Below are 26,759 nucleotides of genomic sequence, written 5' to 3' on the forward strand. Positions count from 1 at the left end.
TCCGATAGATAAAAGGTAGACACCAATGGTACATCCACATGACTGTACGCCGGATTCGGACTCTTGACCGTCCGTGCCCAAATCCAGGCGATGACCGTGGCCTTGCCACCCCCGTGTTCGGGGGGCAATTCCACCTGCGGATATAGGTGACCGATGCGCTTGAATGCTTCGTCGCGCATCCACTCTCCGTAGTATCGAATGTCCTCCGCCAAGCCATGCGCGCCTTTCCACTCCTCTTCAAGCAGTCCCATTTTGGACCGCGCCTCTGGGTTGACAGGCGGCCTTCCCGCAAACTTCGGTGGAATTTCGATCAGCGCCTTGTTAATCAAAACGGCCACCGGATTCAGGTCCGATGCATAGGCTTCCAGTCCTAAACGTTGGGCCTCAAGCGGGATAGAGCCGCCGCCCGCGAACGGATCGTGAAAAGCGGGTAGCTTGTCCGGATCAAATCCCGGCAACCCCTTGTTCATCTCGCAAGTCTCCCGCCAGCTCTTCCAAATCTCTTCACGAGCTTCGCGCAGGACTTCCTCGTTGTTCGAGTTCTCCCACTTCACCAACCGGCGCATGATGTCAAACAGACGCTCACGTTCTTTTTGCGCCTGTTCTTTCGTCATGCCGGGTTTATAGCCGCGTTCGCCGCCGGGATCGTTCACCAGCTGTGCAAACAAAACGGCCCGCGCTGCCGCCAAGGGACGACGCGCCCACCACAGATGCAGTGTGGAAGGATGGCCGTGACGAATGGATTTCTCTCTGGCAGCTTCGGCGTTAATACCATCAAGCGGCAATGCCACTTCAATAAGCTTTTTCGGCGCTTTTACTTTCGGCACTGCGTCTGCACCTCTCTCTGTACGTTACAAGGACTGTTCCACAGGTACCGCACGCTCCAGGAGGAGCCTCAAATCAAGCGTCTTGCTGACCTCCGCCCAGTCTGGACGCTCACGGAACGGATTGCGGACGTAATAGGGGCCGTCGACTCGGTCACCATCCACGATCACGATGGCAAGGAGAAACTTGTCCCCCTGATTGAGCGCGTACATCATCTCGTTGCGGGTGACGGTAATCGTGTCCTGGCCTTTGGCGCGGCCTTTTACCTCGATATGCCGCTCTGCAGCAATGGTCCCGTCAGGCTTCCGGATTCTCGCCGTGATGTCCCAACCACATTTCGCGGCCGAAACGTCGATGACCTCGTGGCCCATCCGCCGTTCCGCTTCCAGGACAGCTTCCATCGCGACGCGCTCGATGCGCGCTCGGCTTACGGCATCCGCAGAAGGAGCCTCACCGCGCAACCTCGCCAAGTATCCCGCCGGAATGACCAGTGCACCACCGACGACCACGGGCGTTGCCGAAATCAAGTGGCGCATCGCTTCCAGTTCCCTCTTGCGCTGTTCCAACCGTGCCGTCAAGTCCTCAATGATACGCCTTACGTTTTCCAGCTGCATGCGCGGCTGCTTCCCTGCGGCAATGTCATCCTTCAACTTCTCATGCCGGTCTACCCAATACTGAATTTCACTCGACAACCGCTTATGAACCTCGTCCCTCACGCGGGTGACTTCACGGTTCCGACGCTCTTGGATTTCCTGGTAATGCGGGCCTCCTATGAGCGCAATAGCGTGCTTTTGCGCCAAGGCGTCGAGATCGCCCGACAACCAAGGCTGACGCACGATTTCTCGTACCAGATGGCCTTCTTCGTCCGTGGCCCCGCGTAAGTCCAGGTGTGGCGCATAGCCTTTCAGCGCGACTTCCCCATTGTCATACACGGCAACAAACTGGACGCGACGAGAAACATCGCGCGTCTGACCTCCCAAAGGCTGCTCCCGCACCGCCTGTTCTATCAAAAACAACATGTAGGGACGGTCACTGTCGTCGTGGTCGTCTACGAGAATTGCACCTTGCCTGAGCGCAGTTCGTCCGCGTTCCAGCGTCAAATCGGTCACCGCTTGCATCAACGGGTGGCCGGTGTGAAGAAGTGCCGCCACAGGTTTGTGGGGAACTCGGACTAACTCGCGTTCGAAGCAAACGCGCTCGTAGCGTTTTAAGACGGGCTTGCGATTACCCCGATCCCGCCCGCTGATCTGCCGATCCCGTTCGCGGATGACGGCAGGGACGTGGGTGATCTCGTAACGCTCACGTTCCCGCTCTTTCAATTCACCGCCGAGTCGCGCGAACGCTTCACGAAAGAACGCACGGATGAAATACGGATGAAGCCGTCTCGCCTCCGCCTTCTCCATCTCCTCTTTCACGTGATACAGGCGTTCGGGACTCATCACTTCTTCGCAGAGCGCGTTGCGCTCCAGGATGGCTTTGAGATGCTCGCGATCCAGCGCGCCATCGACCTCACGCTCAAGCCGTGCGCGCACTTCGGGATCATCGCCCCGTCGGATGGCTTCGATGAGGAGCTCCTTGAGCGGTTTTTCCTCAAACACCTGGCCTAGAATGTCAAAGACCCGACCTTTCAACGCCTCTCGTTCCACCTTCAGTTTTTCAAACAGGCGTTGAAAAACCTCGCCCTCACGTGTTTTCGCCGCCACCAGATTCCACATGTAGCAGACTTCCGTCTGGCCGATGCGGTGGATGCGCCCGAACCGTTGTTCCAGACGATTTGGGTTCCACGGCAGGTCGTAGTTGATGAGCAGGTTCGCATTCTGAAGATTAACGCCTTCTCCGGCGGCGTCGGTCGCCAAGAGAATGAGCGTATCGGGATCGTGCCAGAACTTCTCCTGGATCTTTCGGCGTTCGTCTCGCTTGGTCCCACCGTGGATCGCAACAATCGCATCGGGGCGCCCCAGAAAGCCTTCCATCTTGCGCTGCAGATAGTTCAGCGTGTCACGATGCTCCGTGAAGATGATGAGCTTGCGACGGTTGCCTGACTTATCCCGCATCTCCGGTTCGTCGTGCAGCAGCGTCGACAGTTGTGTCCACTTCGAGTCCTGGTTCGACAGGACAAGCTGATGGGCGATCACTTCCAGCCGTTCCAACGTGCGGATCTCTTGCTCCAGCTCGGCGATGGTCTGGGCCGCCGTTGCCTGGGACGCGATCTCGTCCTCCAACTCTTCGTATTCCCCACCCGGCAGTTCCTCATCGGATTCATAAATGTCATCTGGCACATCTTGCAACTGAATCCACGCGAGTCGGCCCTGCTGTTCGATCTTCGCTTCATCGAGCTGCCGCTGCAGGCGCTCGCGTCGGCGCTTGAGCGACTGGTAAATGGCCTCTGGGCTGGATGCCAGCCGTCTTTGCAAGGTGGTCAATGCAAAACCCACCGTGCCTTTTCTCCCAGCCTCCAGCCTGTCCGCTCGATTCATCTCCTCGCGCACGTACTCCGTCACTTGCTGGTACAATGCCGCCTCGAGATCTGACAGTTCGTAGTAAATGGTCTCCGCGCGCCTTTCAGGGAACAATGGCGTTCCATCGAACTTCACAAGCTCTTCTTTCACCATGCGCCGCATCAGGTCCGAGACGTCAACCTGATGCGCGCCATCGCGGAATTTACCATAAAATCGATCCGAGTCCAGCAAGGACAGGAAGAGTTGAAAGTCCTCCTCCCGCCCATTGTGAGGTGTCGCCGTCATGAGCAAGAAATGACGCGTGATGCTCCCGAGAAGCTTCCCGAGCTTGAACCGTTTGGTCTCGTTCACTTTATTCCCGTACCAACTGGCGGACATTTTATGCGCCTCATCGACGACAACCAGATCCCAGCGCGTACGCCCCAACTTCTCGAGGAGGGAATCGTTTCGGCTCAGCTGGTCGAGCCTTGCGATCAAGCGATCCCGTTCCTCAAACGGGTTTCCCGTGCGGCTCAACTGCTCCATCTCGCGGGAAAACAACTCAAATTCGAGATCAAATTTCTCGTACAGCTCATCCTGCCACTGTTCGACAAGACTGCCGGGCGCGACGATGAGAATCCGTACCGCATCCGCCCGGATCATCAGTTCTCGTATGTACAACCCGGCCATGATGGTCTTTCCAGCGCCAGGATCGTCAGCCAACACAAAGCGCAAAGGCTGCCGGGGAAGCATCGACTCGTAGACCGCCGTAATCTGGTGCGGAAGCGGCCGAACATTGGACGTGTGTACCGCCATCATCGGATCGAACAGATGGGCGACATGAATCCGGTATGCCTCAGCCGCCAGCTTGAAGTCCTCTCCATCGGCTTCGAACGACCACGGCAACCCCGCCTCCGCCAAACGAAGAGACGGTTCATGACTCCGGAACAGGGTCTGCTCCTGAAGCGTCCCGCTTGCCGATCGAAACATCACGTGCACAGCATCCGGACCAATCGGCTCCGCACTGAGAATCCTCACCGCTTCATGGGGGACAAGTCCTTCCACTACGGCGTCCTTTTTGATGTCTTCCAGTCGAAGCAACCCTTACCCCACCCGTCTGCGACCAATTGGTATGATGTAGGAGTAATGAGAATGTGGATGTCACCGATGCAAGGCGCGGTATCTCCGATGCCATACGTATCAACCGACCGAAAACGTCAGAGGAGTTTCGTCTTGCGCTAACCCGTGGCCTTCCATGAGCGTCACTTCGAGCACACTGTCTCCTCTTGAGCCGCTTGGGACTTGGCACGAGCTATGGTCGCAATGAAGTTTCGCTTCGAAGGAATTTTACCACAAGTTCATACAGGAAAAGTAGTGTCTCACAGCACATTCGAAATAGAACTGTTCAACACTGAGGACACGACACTCGTCGTGCAATCTGGTATGAGACGGCCCGCGCCATTTGCCACCCCAAAAAACCAAGCGAGGCTCCGACCAATGCGGAGCCTCGCTCATCTTTGCGCCATTGCACGATGAAATATGGAGCCACCTGTCGGATTCGAACCGACGACCTGCTCATTACGAGTGAGCTGCTCTACCCCTGAGCCAAGGTGGCACATGGTAGCGGCGGAGGGATTCGAACCCCCGACAGCACGGGTATGAACCGTGTGCTCTGACCAACTGAGCTACGCCGCCTCGGATTGCATGGCGGAGAGAGTGGGATTCGAACCCACGAGGCGGCGTTGACCGCCTACACGATTTCCAATCGTGCTCCTTCGACCACTCGGACATCTCTCCGCATTTCATTCGATGGAGCCAAGCGACGACTGTTATCATAGCAGCATTCTGCCGACTCTGCAAGCACAAAATTTCTCATTTGGGATGTCCATCGCGGGCGAATTGGAACGTCGACTGCAGGACCAAATCCGCGCCTGCTCGCGCCGCTCATCGCGCCCACCGGGCCCGTTCACGCGCGGCGCGCCCGCGCCGAAGCGCCCCCGCCAGCGCCACAAGCCCAGGACGTCCCCTGGGCCTCCATATCGCCGCCCCGCAAGCGAGCTGCCCCGACGGAGCCGACGAGGCGCGGGCAGCAAGGCGCCTCGCGGCGCCCGCCCCCCCTCTCTCCCTCGCCACCGCGGTCACTCCACGGGCGCGAGGCTCAGGACCTGGCGAAGTTCCAGTACGTGGTTCAGGATGAAGTCAGCCCCAAGCCGCTCGAACTTCGGCCTCGCCGCCTGACCCTCGAGGCCCGTCAGGACGGCGGCAAACGACGCGCCGAGCCTGTCCGCCGCGAGCTTGTCGGCAATGGAGTCGCCCACCACAAGCACCTCGCCGCGGATGCCCGGGATGGGAAGCTCCACCGTAAGGAGTTTCTCGACGTCCGCTTCGCCCATGAGCGAGCGCAGGTACGAAAACGGGTGCGGCTTCGACAGCGGCCGGGCGTGCGGCGCCCGCTCCTCCGCCGCCACCACGTCCGAGGCGTTCGTGACGCGGGCCGGATCGAAATACGACAGCCAGCCGAAGTGCTCAAGCGGCACGCGCGTCTCAATTTCCGGCCGGCCGGTCGCAATACCCAACGTCACGCCCGCCGCCTTGAGATCCGCGAGCAGCGCGGCGAACGCGGCCGGATCGACAATCGGGTACTCGCTCGTGAGAAAGCCTGCCTTGCCCGTCGCTTTGCCGGTGTACGCATCACCGAGATACCACTCCTGGAACGTCTCCTGCCCGACCTGCCAGAGCGCGTGCGCGTCAGCCTTAGGCGCGTACCGGGCGAGCGCCTCCCGCGCCCGCTCCATCAAATCCGACCGCGACGAAGCCCCTTCGTACAGCGCGTCGTATCCCTTCCAGGCGATCACGTCCCCGGGCAGCGCCTCCCGCAGCAGCTCCCCGATGGCGCGAAGCGACGCCTCCGAGAAGCCCTCCCGGAGGACCGCCCGGGCGCGATCGACCACCTCCGCGGACGCCTCCCGCGCGCGCTCGAGCGCCGCGATCCACTCCGCGACGAACACGAAGTACACCATGTCCCAGTTGGCGTTCACGCCGATGTTCTTCAGGCCCTCGAGCACCGCATCGTCGCGAAACACGTCGCGGCGGATTGCGCGGATGGCGTCCTCGGCAGGCGCCGGGGAGAAGGCCGGCGAAACGGAGGACAGGCCGAGGAAGCGTGGGCTCGTCAAGAGTTCGTGCACGGTGAGCGCCGAGGCGTCGAAATACCGCTCCTCGCTCAGCATGACGCCGTCGACATCGAACAAAATCGTCCTGAACATCCCGTCCTCCTCGCTTCAATGCCGGCGGGCAAAGTCGTCCATGAACTGCGCGAGCCGCTCCGCGGCCTCGATGGGCACCGCGTTGTACAGCGACACGCGGCAGCCACCGACGCTCCGATGGCCTTTCAGGCCCACAAATCCCTTGTCCGCGGCCTCGCTCAAGAACGCGCGCTCCAACTCCTCGCTCGCGAGGCGGAACGTCACGTTCATCTGCGATCTCGCCCGCTTCTCGGCGTGGCCGAGGTACAGGTGCGGATGGCCATCGATGGCCTCGTACACGAGCGCTGACTTCTTCCGGTTGCGCTCCGCCACGGCCGCGAGTCCGCCCATCTCCTCCACCCACGCGAGCACCCGCTCCATCACGTAGATGGCAAAGGTGGGCGGCGTGTTGTAGAGCGAGTTCGACTTCACGTGCGTGCTGTAGCGCAACATGGCGGGCAGATCCGCGTTGGCCTCTGCGAGAAACGAGTCCTTCGCGATCACGACGGTGATCCCCGACGGCCCGAGGTTTTTTTGCGCGCCCGCGTAGATGAGCGCAAAATCCGACACCTCAATTGGCCGCGAGAGGATGTCGCTCGACATGTCCGCCACGAGCGGCGAGGCGGTCTTCGGCAGCGCGGGCCACTGCGTGCCGTAAATGGTGTTGTTCGACGTGATGTGCACGTAGCGGAACGAGCCGTCGTCCTCCGGAATGGCGTCGGGGACGTCCCGATAGCCGCCCTTCGTGGCCCAGTCGTTTACGGCAATCTCGCCGAATCGCGCCGCCTCGTCCCGCGCCTTCTCGGACCAAGCGCCGGTCAGCACGTACAGGGCGCGATGGCCCGCGCGCAAAAAGTTCATCGGGATCATGGCGAACTGCAGGCTCGCGCCGCCCTGCAGGAAGAGCACGCGGTATTCGTCGGGAATGCCGAGCAGCCGCCGGAGGCGCGCCTGCGCCTCGTTGTGAATGGCCTCGTACTCCTTGCTGCGGTGGCTCATCTCCATGACGCTCATGCCCGCGCCCCGGAAGTCGATGAGCTCTTCGCGCACCTGCTCCAGCACCTCGAGCGGCAGCGCCGCCGGGCCCGGATTGAAGTTGTCCACCCGCCTCACGGTCTCCACTCCTTCAGCAGATCTCTCTCAAGGGCGCGGATCTGCGCCTGCGCCCGCCCGTCACAGCTCGATGGCCCTGACCAGCCGAATGCCCGGATGTTTCGCGATCTCGTCGATCACGTCCTGCGGCACGCTCTTGTCGACAGACAGGAGCATCACCGCTTCTCCGCCGCTCTCCCGCCGGCCCACCTGCATGCCCGCGATGTTGATGTCGCGATCGCCAAGCAGCGTGCCGATACGGCCGATCATGCCGGGACGGTCCTCGTGCCGCGTATAAATGAGAATGCCTTCAATGGGCGTGTCAATGGGATACCCGTCGAGCTCGACGATGCGCGGCCCATACTCTCCGAGAACCGTGCCGGTGACGCGGTGCGTGCCGTTGTCCGCCGCGACCGAGATCTCCACCTCGTTCGTGTACACCCGGCCGCGGGACTCTCGCACCTCCTGCACGCGCAGGCCCGCCTCTTCCGCGTACCGCAGCGCGTTGACGTAATTGACCTCGCCGTTGTACTGGAAGCTGAAGAAGCCCTTCAGCACGGTGCGGGTGAGGTAGCCGCCGTCCGGATCGGAAGCGTCGCCGGCGTAGCGAACGGTCATGCTCGAGGGCGCGCCCTGCGCGAGCTGCGCCGCAAACAGCCCCAGTTGCTCCGCGAGGGCGAGGTACGGCGCGAGCCGCTCCTTCTGGCGCTGGCTCAGACTCGGGAGGTTGACGGCGTGCTCGAACGTGTCGTCCCGAAGGACCTGCACGATTTCCTCCGCCACCTGAATCGCCACGTTCTCCTGCGCTTCCACCGTCGACGCGCCGAGGTGCGGCGTCAGCACGACGTTCGCGCAGCGGCGAAGCGGGTGATCCATCGGCAGCGGCTCCTCCTCAAACACGTCGATGGCCGCGCCCGCCACGCGCCCGGTTTCAAGCGCCTCCGCGAGCGCCACCTCGTCGATGATGCCGCCGCGCGCGCAGTTGATGATCCGCACGCCCTCCTTCATCTGGGCGATCCGGCCCGCATCAATCATGTGGTGCGTCTCTTTTGTCAGCGGCGTGTGCACGGTGATGAAGTCGGCCTCGCGGATGGCGGTGTCGAGATCGCACCGTTTCACCCCGAGGCTCTGCGCGCGCTCCTCCGTGAGGAACGGATCATACCCGAGGACGGTCATGCCGAACGCCTTCGCGCGCTTCGCGACCTCGGTGCCAATGCGGCCCATGCCGAGCACGGCCAGCGTCTTGCCGCGAAGTTCGACGCCAATCCACTTCTTGCGGTTCCAGTTGCCCTGGAGGAGATCCCGATGGGCCGCGGGGATGTGGCGCGCAAGGCTAATCATCATCGCAAACGTGTGCTCCGCCGCCGCAATGGTGTTGCCGTCCGGGGCGTTGATGACCAGGATGCCGCGGCGCGTGGCCGCCTCGAGATCGATGTTGTCGACGCCGACGCCCGCGCGTCCGATGACCTTGAGCTTTTTCGCGCTCTCGATCACGTCCCTCGTCACGCGCGTCTGCGAGCGCACCACGAGGGCGTCCGCGTCGGCAATGGCCTCCTTCACCTCGTCCGGCGCGAGATTCGTCCTGACGACGACCTCCGCGCCCTCGAGGCCGGAGAGGATGTCGATGCCCGCCTGGGAGATGTCGTCCGTCACCAAAATCTTGGTCGCCATGTTCTCTCTCACCACTCCATAAGTACAATGAACGGCCCCTAGTCACTCCGCGCGAGACGCGCGTTCAAGTGCCCAGGCGGCCGGCTCTTCCACTGTCGCACTCCCCCGTGGTCACCCACGTCATCCGCCAGTCATGCGACAGCTTCTCTATCATCTTAGCTCACAGTTCTGACTATAAAAAACTATCGCGCATGGGTCAAGGGCGTCACGGCTTCCGCCTCGATAAACGCCCGGTGCAGCGTCTGCACCGCCTCCTCGACCAAGTCCGCCGGAATGACGCACGACACCTTGATCTCCGAGGTGGTCACCATGTGAATCGGCACCTTCGCATCGCGAAGCGCCACAAACATCTGCGCCGCCACGCCCGGGTTCGAGATCATGCCCGCGCCCACGATGGACACTTTCGCAAGCGGCGACTCCTTCTCGATTCGCTTGAAGCCAATCTGCGGCTGCAACTCCGCCACGACCTGCTCCGCCTTGTCGAGATCGCTCTCGTGCACCGTGAACGACACGTCCACCGCCTGCTCGTCCACCACGCTCTGCACGATCACGTCCACGTTCACGCCGCGATCGGCCAGCGCCGAAAAGATGGACGCGAGCGCGTGTTCCTCGACCGGCACGCCGACGACGGCGACGCGCGCCACCTGGCGCTCAAACGCGATGCCGGTGACCACCCGGCGGCCTTCCATCTGATTCTCCGCCACGACTTCCGTCCCATTCCTTTCCGTAAAACTGGACCTCACGACGAGCTTCACGCCGAAGTGCTTGGCGTTTTCCACCGCGCGCGGGTGCAACACCTGGGCGCCGAGGTTGGCGAGCTCGAGCATCTCGTCGTACGAGATGGCCGCGAGCTTTTGCGCAGTCTTCACGACGCGCGGGTCCGTCGTGTACACGCCTTCGACGTCGGTGTAAATCTCGCAGAGATCCGCGCCGAGCGCCGCCGCGATGGCCACGGCCGAGGTGTCCGATCCGCCCCGACCGAGCGTCGTGACCTCGCCGTCCGCAATGCCCTGAAATCCCGTCACCACCGGCACGACGCCCTGCGCCAGAAGCGCCCTCAAGGCCGACGTATCGATCCTCGCCACGCGGGCGTTGCCGTGCACCGGCTCGGTGGCAATCCCGGCCTGCCAACCCGTGAGCGACTTCGCCGGCACGCCGAGCGAGATGAGCCGCATCGCCAAAAGCGCCGCCGACACCTGCTCCCCTGTCGCGAGGAGCTGATCCATCTCCCGAGCATCCGGCCTGTCCACGATGGCTCCGGCGAGATCGACCAACTCGTCGGTGGTGTGGCCCATGGCGGAGACCACCACCACGACGTCGTGCCCTTCGCCCCGGGTCCGGGCGACGCGGTCCGCCACGGCCCGGATCCGCTCCGTCGATCCCACGGACGTGCCGCCATATTTCTGTACGACGAGCACCTTCTCCACTCCTTATCTCCATAATGCCGCCATTTCGTCTATCTTACCTGATCTCTGAGCCAGGGCGGAAGCCGGAGCGCAGAGGCCGCCGCGAGCCGCAAACGCCCGAGGCGCCCTCAGCCCTGCCCTTCGACGGCCTCCTTGGCGAGCGCGAGCTGCAGGCGCACGGCGGACGGCGCGGTGCCGCCGCGCGACTGACGCGCCTCCACGACGCGCGCGATATCGAACGCCTCGTACGCGTCCTCGTCAATCAAAGGCGATCTCGCCCGCATCTCTTCGAGGGACAATCCCGCCAGATTCGTCCCCTTCGCGAGCGCGTCCGACACGAGCCGGCCGACCACCTCGTGGGCCTCCCGGAACGGAAGCCCCTTGCGCACCAAGTAGTCGGCGAGATCGGTCGCGTTCGAGAAATCGCGCGCGAACGCGTGCTGAAGCCTTTCTCGGCGCACCTTCATCGTCTCGACCGTGCCCGCCATGAGTTCGAGCGCCGGCACCACCGTGTCGACCGCGTCGAAGGCACCCTCCTTGTCCTCCTGCAGGTCCTTGTTGTACGCAAGCGGCAAGCCCTTCAGCACGGTCAGGAGGCCCATCAGGTGCCCATACACGCGGCCCGTCTTCCCCCGCACCAGCTCCGGCACGTCCGGGTTCTTCTTCTGCGGCATGATGCTCGAGCCCGTCGCATAGGCGTCCGAAAGCTCAATCCAGCCAAACTCCTCGCTCGACCAGAGCACCATCTCCTCCGCGAGGCGGGACAGGTGCGTCATGATGGTCGCGCAGTTGAAGAGTAGGCCCAGCAGATAGTCCCGATCCGAGACCGCGTCCATCGAATTTTCGTAGAGCCGCGTAAAGCCCAGCTCCTCCGCAACCATCTCCCGGTCGATGGGAAACGTCGTGCCCGCGAGCGCCGCCGCGCCAAGCGGCATCGTGTCGATCTCGTCCTTCAGCGCGCGCAGTCGCCGCTCGTCGCGCACGAGCATCCACACGTACGCCAGCAGGTGATGGGCGAACAGCACAGGCTGGGCCCGTTGCAGATGCGTGAATCCAGGCACAATCACGTCCAAGTGGCGCTCGGCTGAGCTCAAAAGCGCGCGCTCAAGGCGCTTGACCCCCGCCAAAAGCTCGTCCACCGCGTCGCGGGCCCACAGATGCATGTCGAGCGCCACCTGATCGTTCCGGCTCCGCGCCGTATGAAGCTTCTTTGCGACGTCGCCGATGCGCTCCGTGAGCAGCCGTTCGACATTCATGTGCACGTCCTCATCCGCGAGCCGAAACTCGAGCTTACCCGCCTCGTAGTCGGCGAGCAGCGATTCGAGCCCGTCGATGATGGCGCGCGCCTCATGCGGCGCGAGGATGCCGGTCTGACCGAGCATCCTCGCGTGCGCGATGGAACCGCAGATATCGTAGGGCAACAGGCGCTTGTCGAACGAGATGGACGCCGTGTATTCGAGCACAAGCTGGTTGGTGTCTTCGCTGAAGCGTCCGCCCCAAAGCTTCATGCCTTGGCCTCCACCTCGTCTCCGAGCACGGAGTAGGCCTCTTCGCCGAGGTTCGTGGGCTTCTCCTGGCCCGCGTGCAGCGTGGCGTAAACGGTGGTCGGCAACCCGTACAGGCGGATGAACCCGACCGCCGCGCCGTGATCGAACTTGTCGCCCGTCTCGTACGTGGCGAGATCGTGCCGGTAGAGCGAATACGGCGACTTGCGGCCCGTCGCCTGCGCGTGGCCCTTGTACAGTTTCACGCGCACATCGCCCGTCACGTATTTTTGCGTCTCGTCGATGAACGCGTCGAAGGCCGCTTTGAGCGGCGAGTACCAGAGCCCGTTGTAGATGAGCTTCGCGTACTCGAGCTCGAGCCCCATCTTGTACTGCAGCACTTCCCGGGTCAGCGTGAGGTGCTCCAGCTCCTGATGCGCCATGATGAGCACCTTGCCCGCGGGCGACTCGTACACCTCGCGCGACTTGATGCCGACGAGCCGGTTTTCGACGTGATCGATCCGGCCGACGCCGTGCCGCCCGGCGATCTCGTTCACCCGGTGAATCAGGTCGACGAGCGGAAGCGACTCCCCGTTTACGGCCACCGGCTTGCCCTGCTCGAACGAGATCACGATTTCCTCGGGCTCGTCGGGCGCCTGTTCCGGCGAGACGGTCCACAAAAACGCGCCCTCCGGCGCCTCCTGCCACGGATCTTCGAGCACGCCGCACTCAATCGCGCGGCCCCAGAGGTTCGCGTCGATGCTGAAGGGATTGTCGAGATCGACCGGGATGGGGACACTGTGCTCCTTCGCATAGCGGATTTCCTCGTCCCGCGTGAATCCCCACTCGCGCACCGGCGCAATCACCTTCAGGTTCGGATTCAGCGCGTGAATGGACACCTCGAACCGGACCTGATCGTTCCCCTTGCCCGTGCAGCCGTGTGCAACCGCCACCGCGCCTTCGCGTTCGGCCACCTCCACGAGCAGCTTCGAAATCAGAGGGCGCGACAAGGCCGAGGCGAGCGGGTACTTGCCCTCGTACAGGGCGTTCGCCTTGAGCGCCGGCAGGATGAAGGACTCCGCAAACTGCGCCTTCGCATCAATCTTGTACGATTTGATTGCGCCTACCTGAATGGCCTTCGCCTGCGTGGCGTCCAGATCTTTGCCTTCGCCGACGTCCACGCACATCGCAATCACGTCATAGCCGTAGTGATCCCGAATCCACGGGATGGAGACCGAGGTATCCAGTCCGCCCGAGTAGGCGAGCACGAGCTTTTCTGCCATCACAAGTCCTCCCCAAACGCGCTGGCATCCGCCATGGTGGCGGCGAGCACCGCCTTCTGCGCGTGCAGCCGATTTTCCGCCTGATCAAAGATGATGGAGTGCGGCCCGTCGATCACGTCCGGCGACACTTCCTCGCCGCGGTGCGCGGGCAGACAGTGCATGAACACATAGTCCGGTTTCGCGAGGGCGCACAGCTTCTCGTTCACCTGATACCCCTCGAATTCCTTCAGGCGCTCTTCCGCTTCTTCCTCATCGCCCATCGACACCCAGGTGTCGGTGTATACCACGTCCGCGCCCTCGATGGCCCGCTCCGGATCCGTCGTGACGAGCACCTCCGTCCCCTGCTGGACGGCGTGCAACTTCGCCTCTTCGACGACCCACTGCATGGGCTGATAGCCTGCCGGCGTCGCCACGCGGATATTCATGCCGAGCTTCGGCGCGAGTTGCAGCCACGAGTGCGCCAGGTTGTTTCCGTCTCCGATGAACGCCACCGTGATGCCCTCGAGCCGCCCCTTGTGCTCAAGGATGGTCAGCGCGTCCGCGAGCAACTGGCACGGGTGAAATTCGTCGGTCAATCCATTAATTACAGGAATATCCGCGTACTTCGCGAACTCCTCGACGTCCTGCTGCCGGAACGTCCGGATCATCACGCCGTCCAGATAGCGCGACATCACCTGCGCCGTATCGGAAATCGGCTCGCCGCGGCCGGTCTGCAACATGTTGCCCGGAAGGAACAAGGCGTGGCCTCCGAGCTGCAGCATCCCGACCTCAAACGAGATCCGCGTTCTCGTCGACGATTTATCGAAAACCATGCCGAGTGTCTTCCCGGCGAGAAGGGTGTGGGTGAACCGGGACTTTTGGGCTTCTTTCAACAACTCGGCGAGATGCACGAGATTGCGCAGGTCGTCACCCGACAAATCGCTGAAATGAAGCAGGTCTTTGCCCGCCATAACCCGATGGCAGGACCAGAGCGCATTCTGCAGCCGAACCGACAGGTAGTTGGAACCGAGCGGCACGACGGTCGACGATCCGCGTCCAAGGGCGTTTTTCATATCCCACACTGCCACAGCCGAAACTCCTCTCCGCTCTTTCGCGAGCGATGTATTTCTGTGCGTCCGTGTACCGTCAAGGAAGCGTCAGTTGATCGTCCTTGCATCATTATACACGAAGATGTATATATATCAACTCCGGCTGTGGCGCATTTGAGAGATGCTCCTCAGAACAGTCGAACGGCCGTCCCAGAGGGACGGCCGCCCATCCATCGACCTCATTCGGTCGCGATGTCCTGATCCGTGATCTCGTGTGCGGGTTCGACCATCAGGAAGTGGAGCGACGGATTGTCGATGAGCTTCTGCAGCCGGCGCGCCTCCTCGTGCTGCCCGTAACGGCGCAGTTCCAGCTGATACGCGCCCAAAAGCTCGACGATGTCGTTCCGGCCCTGCGCGTCGATCACGCGGAGCGCGACCTTCGCGCCCTTCGCGATGCGGCGGCGCAGCGCCTTTTCGTCCAGGCCCATCTCAGGATCGTGCCGCAGATACACGCGTCCGCCCGTCATGCCGGAGCAGATCCACGGGCCGGGATCGCCCAGGACCACCGCACGTCCGCCCGTCATGTACTCGAACGCGAAGCCCTTGACGTTCGCGCGGTTGGCGATGTGAGACAACTCCTCCCGCGCCGGAGCGTCGAGATGGCCGCCGATCACGACATCCGCGCCGGACAACCGAATGCAAGCGCGCGCGTCGGCGTTGCCCTGGATGATGAAGAGCCCCTTGGCCGCGCCGTACGCCAAGCCCTTGCCGACCGAGCCCCCGCGCCAGACGCCGTCCGCACACTGGCCTTTCAGGACGACAATCTTGCCGCCGAACGCGGCCTTGCCCACGCCATCCTGCGCGCCGCCCAAAGCCACGGACACCATGCCTTCGGTGTGGTACGCGGCGAAGCCAGCGCCCGCCACGCCCTCGTGGACGATGGGGCCAACCTCGCCCCGGCGTTTCTGACGAATGCTCTCGCCGGACAGGCGCGCCCCGAGCGCACGCGGCACGGCTCGGATGGAGGTCACTCTGGAACCAACTGCCGTCACGACGCCGTCCGTTCCCGTCGCAGCGCCGACCGCCGCCACGTCCTGAATGACGTCGCCGTACGCCTCCTCGAACGTCCGGTAGCGGATGTGACAACCCTGACCGACGGACTCCTCGCGGACCCGAAGCAGCCACGACGTGTCGAGCCGCGCGTCCTCGCGCAGGTTCACCAGCAGATCGCTCCGGCCGACGAGGTCCTGCGTGCGCTTCGCGCCGAGCTTGCGCGTGAGCACCTCGACGTGCTTGCCCACCTCGGAGAAGAAGCGCACCAGTTGCGAGACCGCGCGGTCGAAATCCTGAGGCTCGAACTGCTTCAATCCCTTCGCCTGCGCCTCGGCGAGATCGTGCATCTGCGTCGCAATGCCGACGTGACACGTGTCCTTGTGGCACGCGCGGCACGCCGTGCAGCCGATGGCGACCATGGCCATGGTGCCAAACCCGACCCGGTTGGCGCCGAGCAGGATTGCCTTCATCACGTCGTGCCCCGACTTCATGCCGCCATCCGCCCAAAGCTCCACATACTCTCGGAGCCCCGCTTCACACAGTGCCTCGTGGGCCAGTTTGACGCCAATTTCCATCGGCAGGCCGACGTGGCGAATGGCGTGCGATCGCGCCGCGCCTGTGCCCCCATCGAAGCCGGACAGCGTGATGATATCCGCCCCGGCCTTCGCAATGCCGACGGCGATGGTGCCAATGTTCGGCACAACGGGCACCTTGACCGCGACTTTGGCAAGCGGGTTGATCTCCTTGAGCTCGTAGATCACCTGAGCCAAGTCCTCAATGGAGTAGATGTCGTGGTTGTTGGACGGCGATATCAGGTCGACGCCCTGCGTCGCGTTACGGGCCGCCGCCACCTGCGCCGTCACCTTGGAACCCGGCAGATGTCCGCCTTCGCCCGGCTTCGCGCCCTGGCCAATTTTGATCTCGAGCACGTACGCGTTGTTGCAAAGGTCCGCATTGACGCCGAATCGTCCGGACGCAATCTGCCTGCCCCGGTTGCGCGGATACTTCTCGAGCAGGTCCTTGATCTCGCCGCCTTCCCCGTTCAGGCAGACGATGTTCATGCGATACGCAGCCTCTGCATACGCGCGATAGGCGGTTTCGTTCTGCGAGCCAAACGACATCGAGCTGATGACAACCGGATACGCATGGCCGTCGATGGTCGTGTCGATCTCGCCGTCCGCCGGTTCAAGGTCCTCCCGGAATCCGAGAAGGTGGCGAATGGAAATCGGGTTATCCGCCTCAAACTGCTGGAGCTTCGCGGCAAACTCCTCATATGGCAGCTCTCCGTCCGCCACGGATCCCGCCGTCTTCCAGATGCGCGGATACAACTGGAACAACCGGTTGGGCCGGATGCTCTTGCGGTCCTGCGCGTCGTACCAGGTGCGCCGAAGCTCGGACATCTCCTCCATCCGCGCGAACGTCAACCCAGCCTGCTGCGAGCCACAGAAGTTCGGGATGGCAAGGTGCTCCGCCACTTCCTCCGCCAAGCCGATGGCGCTGAACAGCCGCTCGTATCCGCGGACCTCGTGGATGCCAAGGGTCGAGATGACCTTCTCGATGCCCTTCGTCAGCGCCTTGTACAAGTTTTCGATGGCGTGCAATCCGCCCTTGTTCGCCGCGTACTCCCACATGTGATACGGCACCACCGCGTCCGCGCCGAGCCCGAGCGACACCATGATGTCGTGCAGGTTTCGCACGCCGCCGCTGCGCAGGATGAGGCTCGTGCGCCGGCGAAGATGTTCGCCCTTCTCCTTGGCCGCCGGCCGCAAGAGCGCTCGGTGGACCGCCGACACCACCAAATATGGATCGATATGCGGTCCGCGCCGGAACTGGAGGCGATCATCCAACACGATGACGTTGGCACCCGCCTGCACCGCTTCAAGCGCCTCAAGCGAGAAGCGCTCCAGCGCCTCCGGCACACTTTCGCCGTCGTGGCGATGGATCAAGATCTCCGCCGTGCCATTCGGACTCGTGCGCAGCATGGCCAGCGCGTCTTCGTAGCAGACGGTGCCGAACCGGTGCGCCAGGTTTTGAATCTCGTCGTACTCCACGCCGTACGACTCAGGCAGTCCCTCGAGCAGGATGGGCGCCTGAACCTCCACGCGCGGCGCTTCATGGTAGAGCCCGTCGAATGACGGCCGGCGCCCCAAGACCGAGCGCGTGCTGAAGTGCTCAATCTCGCGCTCACGGTCGATGGCCGGGTTGGTCACCACGGCGACGGTCTCGTGCAGGAAGTCGGAGAGCAGAGTCGCTTCTTCCGACAGCGCGCCGATGGGGCTGTCGAATCCGAGCGACTTGATGGGCTCCGCCCCGCTCTGAATCTCCTGATCCATGAGCTTCAGGTCATCATCGCGGAAGCCAAACGCCAGCATGCGAAGGTCGATGGGTTTCGCGTCCCGCTTGGCATGCGCGACGTCCTGACTCACGCCGTACGGCACTGCGAAGTGAAGATTGCGGTGCTCACCGCGGAACGTAAACCGCCGGCGGGCGAGTTCCAAAACCTCCTGCTGAATCTCGTCATACGTGTACAGCTTCACGCCCGTGTCGCTCCACTTGAGCCCCACCTTTTCCCCGGGCGCGAGCGGCTTCGGCTCCGCGGTCCAGATGTCGAGCGGCACGATGCCCTGCTCGGACGAGAAATAGTAGGCTGTGTCCGACTCGAGCTGCCACATGGGGCGTAGGCCGAGCGCATCAACGCTGAACACCGCAGCGTTGCCGTAGCGCATCATGACGCCAGCAGGTCCCTGCGCGAACGGCCCCCAGAGCGACCGGTAATACATGTACAAGTCCGACAATTCTTCCGGCATCGACTTGATCTCATGAATGATGGGCGGGAACAGCAGCTCCGCAACTTCGAACAGCGACCAGCCGCGCGTCGCCACAAGTGCACACAGCGTGCGGTCGACCATCTGTGAATCGCTGAACTCCGGCCGCACGGGCACGCCTATCATCTTGGATTCGGTGTAAAAACGCGCAATCGTGTTGATCTCGCCGTTGTGTCCAAGGCACGAGAACGGCTGCACACGCGGGAACGACGTGGTGGTGTTGGTCGAATAGCGCGTGTGCGCGATGACAAAGGAGGACCGGCAAAGCGGATTTTGCAGATCCTTGTAGAACAGATGAAGCGTCTCATCGTTCCCCACGACTTTGTACACCACCTGGTCATGGGACAACGAAGCGACGTGAACACCCGGCAACTCGTCGATCTCGGCGAAGGCCGCGAACACCTTCGCGTCGTCCCGCTGAGCGAGGCATCCCGCCATCTGAATGAAATGAGGCTTCACCTTCTTGCCCAACGGACCGAGCACCGACTCATCCACGTGATCTTCAACGATGGCGAGCGGCTCCATTCCATGATGCGAGAGAATCCGCAGAATAGGCTCCTGGGACACTTCCTTTTCGAGCAGGAAATGACCCACCCAGAAGCCAGGTTCATGAACGATCCGCCCCGACTGGCCGAGACCTTCAAGCCGAGAGGCCCACAGCGCTCTCGGAATGTCCAAAAGGAGACCACAACCGTCCCCTTCGTTGTTCACGTATCCCGCCCGGTGGCGCATCGCCCGCAGGGCGTCCAGTCCGTTTCGAACTGTGTCGTACGAGGGTTGTCCTGATTTCTCAATCTGCGAAAAAATTCCGCAGGCATCGTATTCGCGCTGCAGGTCCGTCGTCAACTTCTCCAGATCCACCTGTGCCACTCCTTTTTAGCACAATATTTTGACACTCTGTCTCTCTGCGCGTCAAGCCTTGATGTACGACAAACCAGTCACGGGCTGTGCGAAACGGATATGAAACATTATACGACTTCTTGAATAATCATGCCATCCCGTGTTATAACATGAGTGCAACGGGAGAGGAGGAGCCGCGTTGGACATCCGAAAGGCGACCTCGGCGGACGTCGAAGAAATGCAACAGTTGATTCAACAATTTGCCGACATGGGACTGATGCTACCGCGCACCATCAAATCGCTCTGTGAACATCTTCAGTGCTTCACGGTGGCGGTGGAGAATGGGCGCGTCATCGGCGTTGGGGGTTTGCACGTCCTGTGGACGGATCTCGCCGAAATCCGATCGCTCGCAGTCTCGCCTGAAGCGCACGGAAAAGGCGTGGGCAGTCAGATTGTCAAAGCGCTGTTAAAAGAGGCGGAAGACCTCGGTATCGCGCAGGTGCTCTCACTGACGTACCAGACGCGCTTCTTTGAGAAACTCGACTTTCACGTGGTGCGAAAGGAAACGCTGCCGCATAAAGTATGGAAGGATTGCATCTACTGTAACAAGTTCTATCACTGCGACGAAGTGGCGATGGTGTACTACACGCGTCACTTTCAGCCACTCAAACAGGCGCGCGAGGCCTGACGCATACGCGTTGCGTACGAACACTATAGCAAATTCGACGCAATTTCGAAAGCGAAATTCGCACCAGCGCGGCGCCCCAAAAGATGTTAAGTGGATAGACCGCCAGGCCACGCGGCCTGGCGGCGTTTATGATCGGCGAAAGGCGAAGACATACACGACGAGAAACAAGGCCACGATCCCGACGTTCGCCGCCAGCCGCGCCCACACGTGGTGCCGCAAAAACGCCACGTCCAAGCCAACGATAAGCGCAATCATCACGCTGATGTAGGCGACGCGGAGCCACAGCCCCATACCATCATCTCCAGAGCTTCTTCTCGCCGTCCCGCTCATTGCGCCGCCTTGTCACAGGCGCTTCAAGATCGCCTCAAACTCCTCGACGTGCTGCTCTTCAATGATGAGCGGCGGAACAACCCGAATGCGCTTTGCTCCGCACGCGGTCACGAGCAGGCCACATTCCTGAGCGCGCTTGCGCCACGACGAAGCATCCGCGACGTCGAATCCCCACATGAGCCCCATCCCCGTCACGCCGTCGAAGTTGGCCTCGAGAACCCGGCGCAGCGCCTCGCCCACCCGCCGGACGCGATCGAGGAAGGACGGGTCGCGCACCACGTCGACCACATAATTGGCCACCGCCATCGCGAACGGGTTGCCGCCAAAGGTCGAACCGTGCATCCCCGGCGTAAACGCGTCCGCCACACGTTGTTTGGCCAGAATGGCCCCTGTCGGGATCCCGTTGCCCAGTCCCTTCGCCATGGTGATGATGTCCGGCGACAGGTCGAAGTGCTCAAACCCGAAGAAGCGCCCCGTCCGCCCGACGCCGGTCTGGACCTCGTCCACGATGAAGAGCGCGCCCACTTCCTTCGCGCGGGCCGCCAATCTCTGAAGCACTCCGTTGTCGACCGGCCGCACGCCCGCCTCGCCCTGCACGACCTCGACGATGCATGCCGCGGTCTTCTCGTCCAGCATCTCGATGGCGCCTTCATAGGTCTCCGCCACCTCGAAGCCGGGAACGAGCGGCGTCATGCCCTCGCGGTACTTGGGATTTGACGTCACCGACAAGGATCCCATCGTTCGCCCATGAAAGCTGTTGGGCAGCGCCACCACGCGAATCTTCTCGGGATTGCCGTTCACGTATTGGTACCGCCTGGCCAGCTTCAGCGCGCCTTCGTTGGCCTCGGTTCCTGTATTCACAAACATCGCCCGATACGGCTCGCCGCCCTGCCCGGCCAAACGGGTCAACTTTTCGGCCAAGGCCACCTGCCCCTCGATAAGAAACAGGTTGGAGACATGAAGGAGCGTCCTCGCCTGCCGCTCAATCACCTCGGTCACGCCCGGGTGCGCGTGGCCAAGGTTGCACACGGCAATGCCCGCGGTGAAATCGAGGTACCGCTTACCCTCGTCATCGTACACATGCGCGCCCTCACCTCGGACGAGGGCGAGATCGCGCTTGCCGTAGTTCTGAAACAGGACCTGGTCCGCCAACTGCCCCACCGCCGTGTTCATGCCGTCACTCCTTCTTTGATTGCCACGAGCCTGGTTCCTGCGGCTCGCCTCTCGCTTGTTCCGAACATGGCCATTTGCAGAACCTCTAGGTCTCGACCGTCCACCACCCAGACCTCGCGCACGCCGTGCTGAGCGGCGTGCAGGACGGCGTTCACTTTCGGAATCATGCCCGTGCTGAACGCGCCCGCCTGAAGGAGATGTTCCAACTCGTCCGGCGTGGTGTCGAGCAGGAGATCGCCCGCTTCAAAGTCGCGGTAGATGCCCGGCACGTCCGTCAGAAACACCAGCCTCGTCGCGCCGAGTGCGCCTGCGATGTGGCTCGCCGCGTGATCCGCGTTGATGTTGTAGGGCCGTCCGGCGGCGTCCCGGCCAAACGGCGCAATCACGGGCACGCATCCCGATGCAACCGCCCCCCGCACCGGATCGACGCGCACCGCGGCCACGTCTCCCGTGCGAAGGCGCCCCACATCCTTCGCCACGACGATCTCACCATCCGCAAACGCGGCCACGTCCACGCCGCGCCCGGCCAGGGCTTCCGCGATGTCGCGGTTGCACTCGGCGAGCGCCGCCATCACGTGTGGCATGGCTTCTTCGCTCGTTTGCCGCAGCCCGTTCACAAATGGCAGCTCAATTCCCGCATCCCGGAGCCGCTTCGAAATGCGCGGTCCGCCTCCGTGCACGAGGACCACGGGCGAACCTCGCCTCCCGGCCTCCTGCACGGCGCCTGCGAGCGCCGCTCCCGCGCTTCCTTCGAGCGAGCCACCGAGCTTGATGACGATCACGCCCATCTCACCTCACATCCACAGCGGCACGAGTCGAAGCCCTTCATCCTCAGGCCAGCCAAACATCAGGTTGGCGTTTTGGACAGCCTGCCCCGCCGCACCCTTTCCGAGGTTGTCGATGGCCGTGAAGACCTGAAGCAGCCGCGATCGGTCATCCCAACGAACGGCCAGGTGGCACTCGTTGGTGCCGTTCACGGCCTTGATGTGCGGCATCTCGCCGTCCACCAGCAACCGCACAAACGGCTCGTCCTCGCAAAACGACGCGTACCGATCATACACCATCGGGGCCGCGTCCGGCGGAATGGCGATGTAGGCGCAAACCAAGATGCCCCGTGGGACCGGCAGGAGCTGTGTCGTGAGCAGCACGCGCACCCGTCCGCCGAGCGCCTGTTCGATCTCCGGCGTGTGCTGATGTTGGCCCACCCGGTACGGATACGCGTCGTTCGCGAGCTCGCCGAGGTGCAGGTGCTCCTTCGGCGCACGCCCCGCGCCGGTGACGCCGGACTTGGCGTCGAACACAATGGGCCCCTCCACGTCGGCGAGGAGGTCCCCCAGAGGCAGGACCGCGAGGGCGCAGGCCGTCGCGTAGCAGCCGGGGTTCGCCACGAGCGACGCCCCTCGAATCGACTCGCGATGGCGCTCAGGCAGCCCGTAACACGCCTCTGAAATGGCCTCTTGCGGCACAGCCGCTTTGCCGTACCACGCCTCGTACGCGTCCGCAGGTAACCGGAGATCGCCCGACAGATCGATGACCTTCACGCCGTGCTGTCGCCCTGCCTGCCAGATCTGCCACGCCACCCGCCCCGATTCGCCGGAGGGCAACGCCACAAAGACGAGATCGCACACATTCGCGGCCTTTTCTACATCCAGGGCCTCCACGGGCGGCATGGCATCCGCCAGCACATGCAGATGAGGTAGATGTGCGTCAAGCGCCCCAGTTCGTGCGCCCGATCCGGCCAAATACACGAGGCGCATGCGCGGATGCCCCACGACGAGGCGCACGAGTTCCATGCCCGCATATCCAGTGGGACCGACGATGCCGACCCGCACGTTCGACATGTATAAACATCCTCCATTCTGTATTGATATTCAGTATAGCGAATGGAGGATTCGAAGGGCAACTTCCGTTCTTTGCTAGAGAAGCCCAGATCGCGGGCTCTGTGCGAATGCCCGTATCGCCGGGCCGATGTCCCATCATTTCATGCAGTAACTTCGCAAGGAGGGATGTTCGCATGGGTGCATTTGGCGGTTACACCCGATGGGCTGTGGTATTCCTGGTGATCTTCGTGCTCTTCTTCCTGCTTGTGCCGGCTGGTGTCGGCGTGTACCACGCAGCGCCTACCCCTGCGCCGGTTGCGACCGTCGCATACACCGAGTACGACGAGATCATCGAAACGGGCCCCATCTACGGCTACACGCCCCTTCACCATCACCCGATGGCCCACGGCCCTGTCGTGCACGAGGAACACCATGAGACCTACGATAGCGATGAATCGAGCAGCCTGTGAATGAGCAAGCACCGCGGCAAGCCCATGGAAACGCCACCGCGCCGTCCAGCGACAAACCGCTGGACGGCTTGCATTCTGTGCCCCGCCCTGCTATGATACATATCGTCGCTTGCGTCCGTAGCTCAGTGGATAGAGCGCTGGCCTCCGGAGCCATAGGTCGGGGGTTCGAATCCCTCCGGACGCGCCAAAGCAGAAGGGCTGTCCCAAACGTGCGAATGCACGCCGGGCGGCCCTTTTCGCATTGCGTGATCCAAGACGAAGCGAGCGGCAGATCTCGTCCGCCGCTCGCCTGTCATACCGGCGCCGGGACACGCCGCGCGTCACTTCGCCACAAGGGGCTTCGCGCGCGATCCCGTCAGCACATCCAGAATGGCCCCTGCCTTGAAGTGGCATTCGTCCCACTCGCGCTCCGGAACCGAGTCGTACACCACGCCCGCACCGACCTGCACGTACTGCACATCCCCAAGCGCCACAACGCTGCGAATGAAGATGGCCGTATTGGCGTTTGCCCACGCGTCCACCATGCCAATGAATCCGCCATAAGGCCCCCGCCGATACGGTTCGAGCTCGTCGATGATTTCCATCGCTCGAATTTTCGGCGCGCCCGACAGCGTCCCGTTTGGAAAGGTGGTCAAGAGCGCATGAAACACACTCACGTCGTCTCGGAGCTCGGCCGTCACGCGCGAAACCAAGTGGTAGAGGTGCGAATACCGCTCGACCACCATTAAATCCGGCACCGCCACCGTCCCCGGCTTCGCAACCCTGCCGAGATCGTTCCGGCAGAGATCCACGAGCATGACGTGCTCCGCATTTTCCTTGGCGTCTCGTTTCAATTCAGCCACGAGGCGCGCGTCTTCTTCAGGCGATTGTCCGCGGCCACGCGTCGTACCGGCGATGGGCTTCATCTCCGCCCGCCCGCGAAGCGCGCGGAACTGCACCTCGGGGCTTGCACCGTAGAGCACCATCCCGGGGTACTCCGCCACAAACATGTACGGAGATGGGTTCAGGCGCCGCAGCCGATCATACGCAACAAGCGGAGGCAAGCCGCCGCGCACCTGCATGCGCGTGGAGGGCACCACCTGAAAGATGTCGCCCGCACGAATGTACTCGACGGCGATCTCGACATTGCGGCAAAACATCTCTTTTGAGACGTCGTAGGTGACCACAGGATGGGCCTCGCCGTCCTTCGTCCTCTCCTGCAGATAAGATGGAGCCGCAACGCCCGCGCGACAGGCCATCGAAATGCGCCGCTCCATCTCGTCCAGCTCCTGAACGAGCTTCACATCTGTCCGCAAGACCTGCGCGTCGTCCTGGCGAAACACAGAGACCGTGCCCTCAGCGAGCTGAGCGACGGCCGCGTGCCAGAGCAGTCGGATTTCGGGAAGATGCCGGTCGTCCTCGGCCGCCATGGGCACGCGTTCCAGATAGCGGATGGCATCGTATGCCACGTAGCCGAGAAAACCGGCGCTGAACGGCTCTCCCTCTGGGCCGCACAATAGCTCACACAACGCCGCTCGAATCTGGTCGAGTAGGACCATGGGGTCTTGGGCCAGCACGTGGACCGAGTCCCCGGCGACGACACTCTCCCACGGATACGGCGCGCCCGAGACCTCGACGCCTGCCGACCGCACATTGGGAAACAAGTGCGGTGAGAGATTCGGATGAGCGAACACGCTCACGACGTGATCGCGCACCTGCACCTCGACGAGCGGCGCGACGCCAATCAGGCTCATTTGATAGTCACTCTGAATATCCTCGCGCCCAGCCTCGAGCAAAAAAGAGCGCCCGGGGCCAAACGCGTCTCGGAGCTGAAGATAAAGATAATAGGGATCCACGGAATTCTCCGCGGACAGCCTGGATTGCTTCATGCTCGAATCCCCCTCCATCTCGGCTTTACGCCACGTCCATCAGGAAGTTGCGGATCAAGGTCTTCCCGTGGTCCGTCAGGATGCTCTCCGGGTGAAACTGCACGCCCACCGCACCGGTCGGACGATGGCGCATGGCCATGATGTAACCGTCCACCTCTGCCGTGACGGCAAACGTATCGGGAAGCGATTCGCGATCCACGACCAAGGAGTGATATCTCGTGGCCCGAAATGGAGAAGGGATCTCGTGGAACAAGGGGTCTGAGCCGTTGTGGAGGATCATCGAAGTTTTCCCGTGCACCGGCTCGCGCGCGCGGACAACCTTGCCACCGTACGCATAGCCAAGAGACTGATGACCCAAGCACACGCCCAGCAGGGGAACGCGGCCCGCAAAATACCGAATGGCGTCCACCGACACGCCCGCTTCCCGCGGGGAACAAGGGCCCGGCGACACCAGAACACCTGCAGGCCGCAACGATTTTAGCTCCTCCAAGGAAACATCGTTGCGGCGCACGATCACGTCAGCGCCTAATTCCAAACAATATTGAACAAGGTTGTAAGTGAACGAGTCGAAGTTGTCAATCATCAGCAGCATGGCTATCCTCCGCTCCCCTCATCTCAACGGGCCTTTCGGCCCCCTCCACTCGGCCGTTCTCCTCTCATTAGCCGTGATACGTCTACAATACGCCGCCCCCCGGCGTGCGTCAAGGCCACACCGCGAAACCACTCCCAACCCACGACATGGACTTAAGCCTTTCCGTGACCACTTGATGGAACGCCGACTCATCCATCTCATTTCGGACGAAGGGCGCGAGGCAAACAGTCCATTCAAATGGCTCTGTACGCAACTGGTGCTCAGGAAGAGGACCTGGACCACAACTCGCGCTGCCAAGCCCATGGTGAGAAAAGTCTATTCGGAGATATCGCCAAGGGCTGGCTTGTAACTCACACGCATGCCGAGCTTGTTCTAAATCCCGTACACTGTATCTGCTCACTTGAATATTGAAGGGTTGTATGCCTGATATGAACAGACCTTCTGTGTACTTGTTTGTAATCGAACCCCAGTAGACATCAGTCCTGTTACCGTTCTCTTGAGGATAGACATATGGCGTATAAAATTCGTCAGCCAACATCCTATACCTACCAATTCGTTGTGACTCCTTAGAGTCGCGATAACTCTCACCGGGACCCCGTCCAAACCAGCTCACATATTCGAGCCCTTT

Annotated in this window: 19 protein-coding genes, 4 tRNA genes and 1 riboswitch; of the genes, 3 read left to right on the forward strand and 20 right to left on the reverse strand. The window is 62.2% G+C overall.

Features of this window, described 5'->3' with window-relative positions:
- The 13 genes from AMA01_RS11770 to AMA01_RS11830 all read right to left on the reverse strand — a co-directional run.
- Positions 1–827, reverse strand: an 827-nt coding sequence (locus tag AMA01_RS11770; protein WP_156468454.1) for a DUF1156 domain-containing protein, incomplete at its 3' end; no start/stop codon positions are given.
- Positions 828–851: 24 nt separating this feature from the next.
- Entirely contained in the window at positions 852–4,364 is a 3,513-nt protein-coding gene (locus AMA01_RS11775) for a helicase-related protein (protein ID WP_067851209.1), read from the reverse strand.
- Between the two features lie 439 nt (positions 4,365–4,803).
- Positions 4,804–4,878 (reverse strand) — tRNA-Thr (locus AMA01_RS11780).
- Positions 4,879–4,881: 3 nt separating this feature from the next.
- Positions 4,882–4,958 (reverse strand) — tRNA-Met (locus AMA01_RS11785).
- 10 nt (positions 4,959–4,968) lie between these two features.
- Positions 4,969–5,060: transfer RNA gene (locus tag AMA01_RS11790), tRNA-Ser, on the reverse strand.
- A gap of 341 nt (positions 5,061–5,401) precedes the next feature.
- Positions 5,402–6,529, reverse strand: coding sequence for an HAD family hydrolase (locus AMA01_RS11795; RefSeq protein ID WP_067851211.1), 1,128 nt, complete (start codon positions 6,527–6,529; stop codon positions 5,402–5,404).
- Positions 6,530–6,544: 15 nt separating this feature from the next.
- Positions 6,545–7,621 (reverse strand): 3-phosphoserine/phosphohydroxythreonine transaminase, encoded by a 1,077-nt coding sequence (gene serC / locus AMA01_RS11800; protein WP_067851213.1) that lies wholly within the window; start codon positions 7,619–7,621, stop codon positions 6,545–6,547.
- A 60-nt stretch (positions 7,622–7,681) separates the two neighbouring features.
- Positions 7,682–9,271 (reverse strand): phosphoglycerate dehydrogenase, encoded by a 1,590-nt coding sequence (gene serA / locus AMA01_RS11805; protein WP_067851215.1) that lies wholly within the window; start codon positions 9,269–9,271, stop codon positions 7,682–7,684.
- A gap of 63 nt (positions 9,272–9,334) precedes the next feature.
- A riboswitch (ZMP/ZTP riboswitch) is annotated at positions 9,335–9,416 on the reverse strand.
- 37 nt (positions 9,417–9,453) lie between these two features.
- The gene (locus AMA01_RS11810) at positions 9,454–10,689 is read right to left on the reverse strand and encodes an aspartate kinase (protein ID WP_067851238.1); all 1,236 of its coding nucleotides are present in this window, start codon (positions 10,687–10,689) and stop codon (positions 9,454–9,456) included.
- A 116-nt stretch (positions 10,690–10,805) separates the two neighbouring features.
- A complete protein-coding gene (gene argH, locus AMA01_RS11815) occupies positions 10,806–12,185 on the reverse strand; it encodes an argininosuccinate lyase (protein ID WP_067851217.1) in 1,380 nt (459 codons plus the stop codon).
- Positions 12,182–13,444, reverse strand: coding sequence for an argininosuccinate synthase (locus AMA01_RS11820; protein ID WP_067851219.1), 1,263 nt, complete (start codon positions 13,442–13,444; stop codon positions 12,182–12,184). The genes argH and AMA01_RS11820 overlap by 4 nt, the downstream gene beginning before the upstream one ends.
- Positions 13,444–14,511 carry an ornithine carbamoyltransferase gene (argF, locus tag AMA01_RS11825; protein ID WP_067851221.1) on the reverse strand — a complete coding sequence of 356 codons (1,068 nt, stop codon included), beginning with the start codon at positions 14,509–14,511 and terminating at the stop codon, positions 13,444–13,446. Before argF ends, AMA01_RS11820 begins: the two co-directional genes overlap by 1 nt.
- Before the next feature lie 200 nt (positions 14,512–14,711).
- Positions 14,712–19,211, reverse strand: a complete 4,500-nt coding sequence (locus AMA01_RS11830) for a glutamate synthase-related protein (RefSeq protein ID WP_067851223.1) — start codon at positions 19,209–19,211, stop codon at positions 14,712–14,714.
- A gap of 178 nt (positions 19,212–19,389) precedes the next feature.
- Here AMA01_RS11830 and AMA01_RS11835 point away from each other — a divergent pair, with 178 nt between their 5' ends.
- Positions 19,390–19,878: an N-acetyltransferase gene (locus AMA01_RS11835; protein WP_067851225.1), complete on the forward strand. Its 489-nt coding sequence runs from the start codon at positions 19,390–19,392 to the stop codon at positions 19,876–19,878.
- A gap of 126 nt (positions 19,879–20,004) precedes the next feature.
- Here the strand turns inward: AMA01_RS11835 and AMA01_RS13965 are convergent, their stop codons facing one another.
- From AMA01_RS13965 to argC, 4 genes are read right to left on the reverse strand one after another with little or no spacing between them, the layout of a single operon-like run.
- Positions 20,005–20,169, reverse strand: coding sequence for a hypothetical protein (locus AMA01_RS13965; RefSeq protein ID WP_197459993.1), 165 nt, complete (start codon positions 20,167–20,169; stop codon positions 20,005–20,007).
- Between the two features lie 51 nt (positions 20,170–20,220).
- On the reverse strand, positions 20,221–21,381 hold the full coding sequence (locus AMA01_RS11840) for an aspartate aminotransferase family protein (RefSeq protein WP_067851226.1): 1,161 nt from the start codon (positions 21,379–21,381) through the stop codon (positions 20,221–20,223).
- Positions 21,378–22,169, reverse strand: coding sequence for an acetylglutamate kinase (gene argB / locus AMA01_RS11845; RefSeq protein WP_067851228.1), 792 nt, complete (start codon positions 22,167–22,169; stop codon positions 21,378–21,380). The genes AMA01_RS11840 and argB overlap by 4 nt, the downstream gene beginning before the upstream one ends.
- A gap of 6 nt (positions 22,170–22,175) precedes the next feature.
- Positions 22,176–23,222, reverse strand: a complete 1,047-nt coding sequence (argC, locus tag AMA01_RS11850) for an N-acetyl-gamma-glutamyl-phosphate reductase (RefSeq protein WP_067851230.1) — start codon at positions 23,220–23,222, stop codon at positions 22,176–22,178.
- 227 nt (positions 23,223–23,449) lie between these two features.
- On the opposite strand from argC, the gene AMA01_RS11855 reads away from it, so the two are divergent.
- On the forward strand, positions 23,450–23,671 hold the full coding sequence (locus tag AMA01_RS11855) for a hypothetical protein (RefSeq protein WP_307188456.1): 222 nt from the start codon (positions 23,450–23,452) through the stop codon (positions 23,669–23,671).
- Between the two features lie 111 nt (positions 23,672–23,782).
- A tRNA-Arg gene (locus AMA01_RS11860) sits at positions 23,783–23,858 on the forward strand.
- 133 nt (positions 23,859–23,991) lie between these two features.
- Here the strand turns inward: AMA01_RS11860 and AMA01_RS11865 are convergent.
- The 3 genes from AMA01_RS11865 to AMA01_RS13690 all read right to left on the reverse strand — a co-directional run bounded on the left by AMA01_RS11865 (position 23,992) and on the right by AMA01_RS13690 (position 26,744).
- Positions 23,992–25,539: an anthranilate synthase component I family protein gene (locus tag AMA01_RS11865; protein ID WP_067851234.1), complete on the reverse strand. Its 1,548-nt coding sequence runs from the start codon at positions 25,537–25,539 to the stop codon at positions 23,992–23,994.
- A 25-nt stretch (positions 25,540–25,564) separates the two neighbouring features.
- The gene (locus AMA01_RS11870) at positions 25,565–26,131 is read right to left on the reverse strand and encodes an anthranilate synthase component II (protein WP_067851236.1); all 567 of its coding nucleotides are present in this window, start codon (positions 26,129–26,131) and stop codon (positions 25,565–25,567) included.
- A gap of 109 nt (positions 26,132–26,240) precedes the next feature.
- Entirely contained in the window at positions 26,241–26,744 is a 504-nt protein-coding gene (locus tag AMA01_RS13690; protein WP_231862938.1) for a beta-galactosidase small subunit, read from the reverse strand.
- Positions 26,745–26,759: the final 15 nt, after the last annotated feature.

Source organism: Alicyclobacillus mali NBRC 102425, from assembly GCF_001570745.1.
Taxonomy (GTDB): Bacteria; Bacillota; Bacilli; order Alicyclobacillales; family Alicyclobacillaceae; genus Alicyclobacillus; species Alicyclobacillus mali.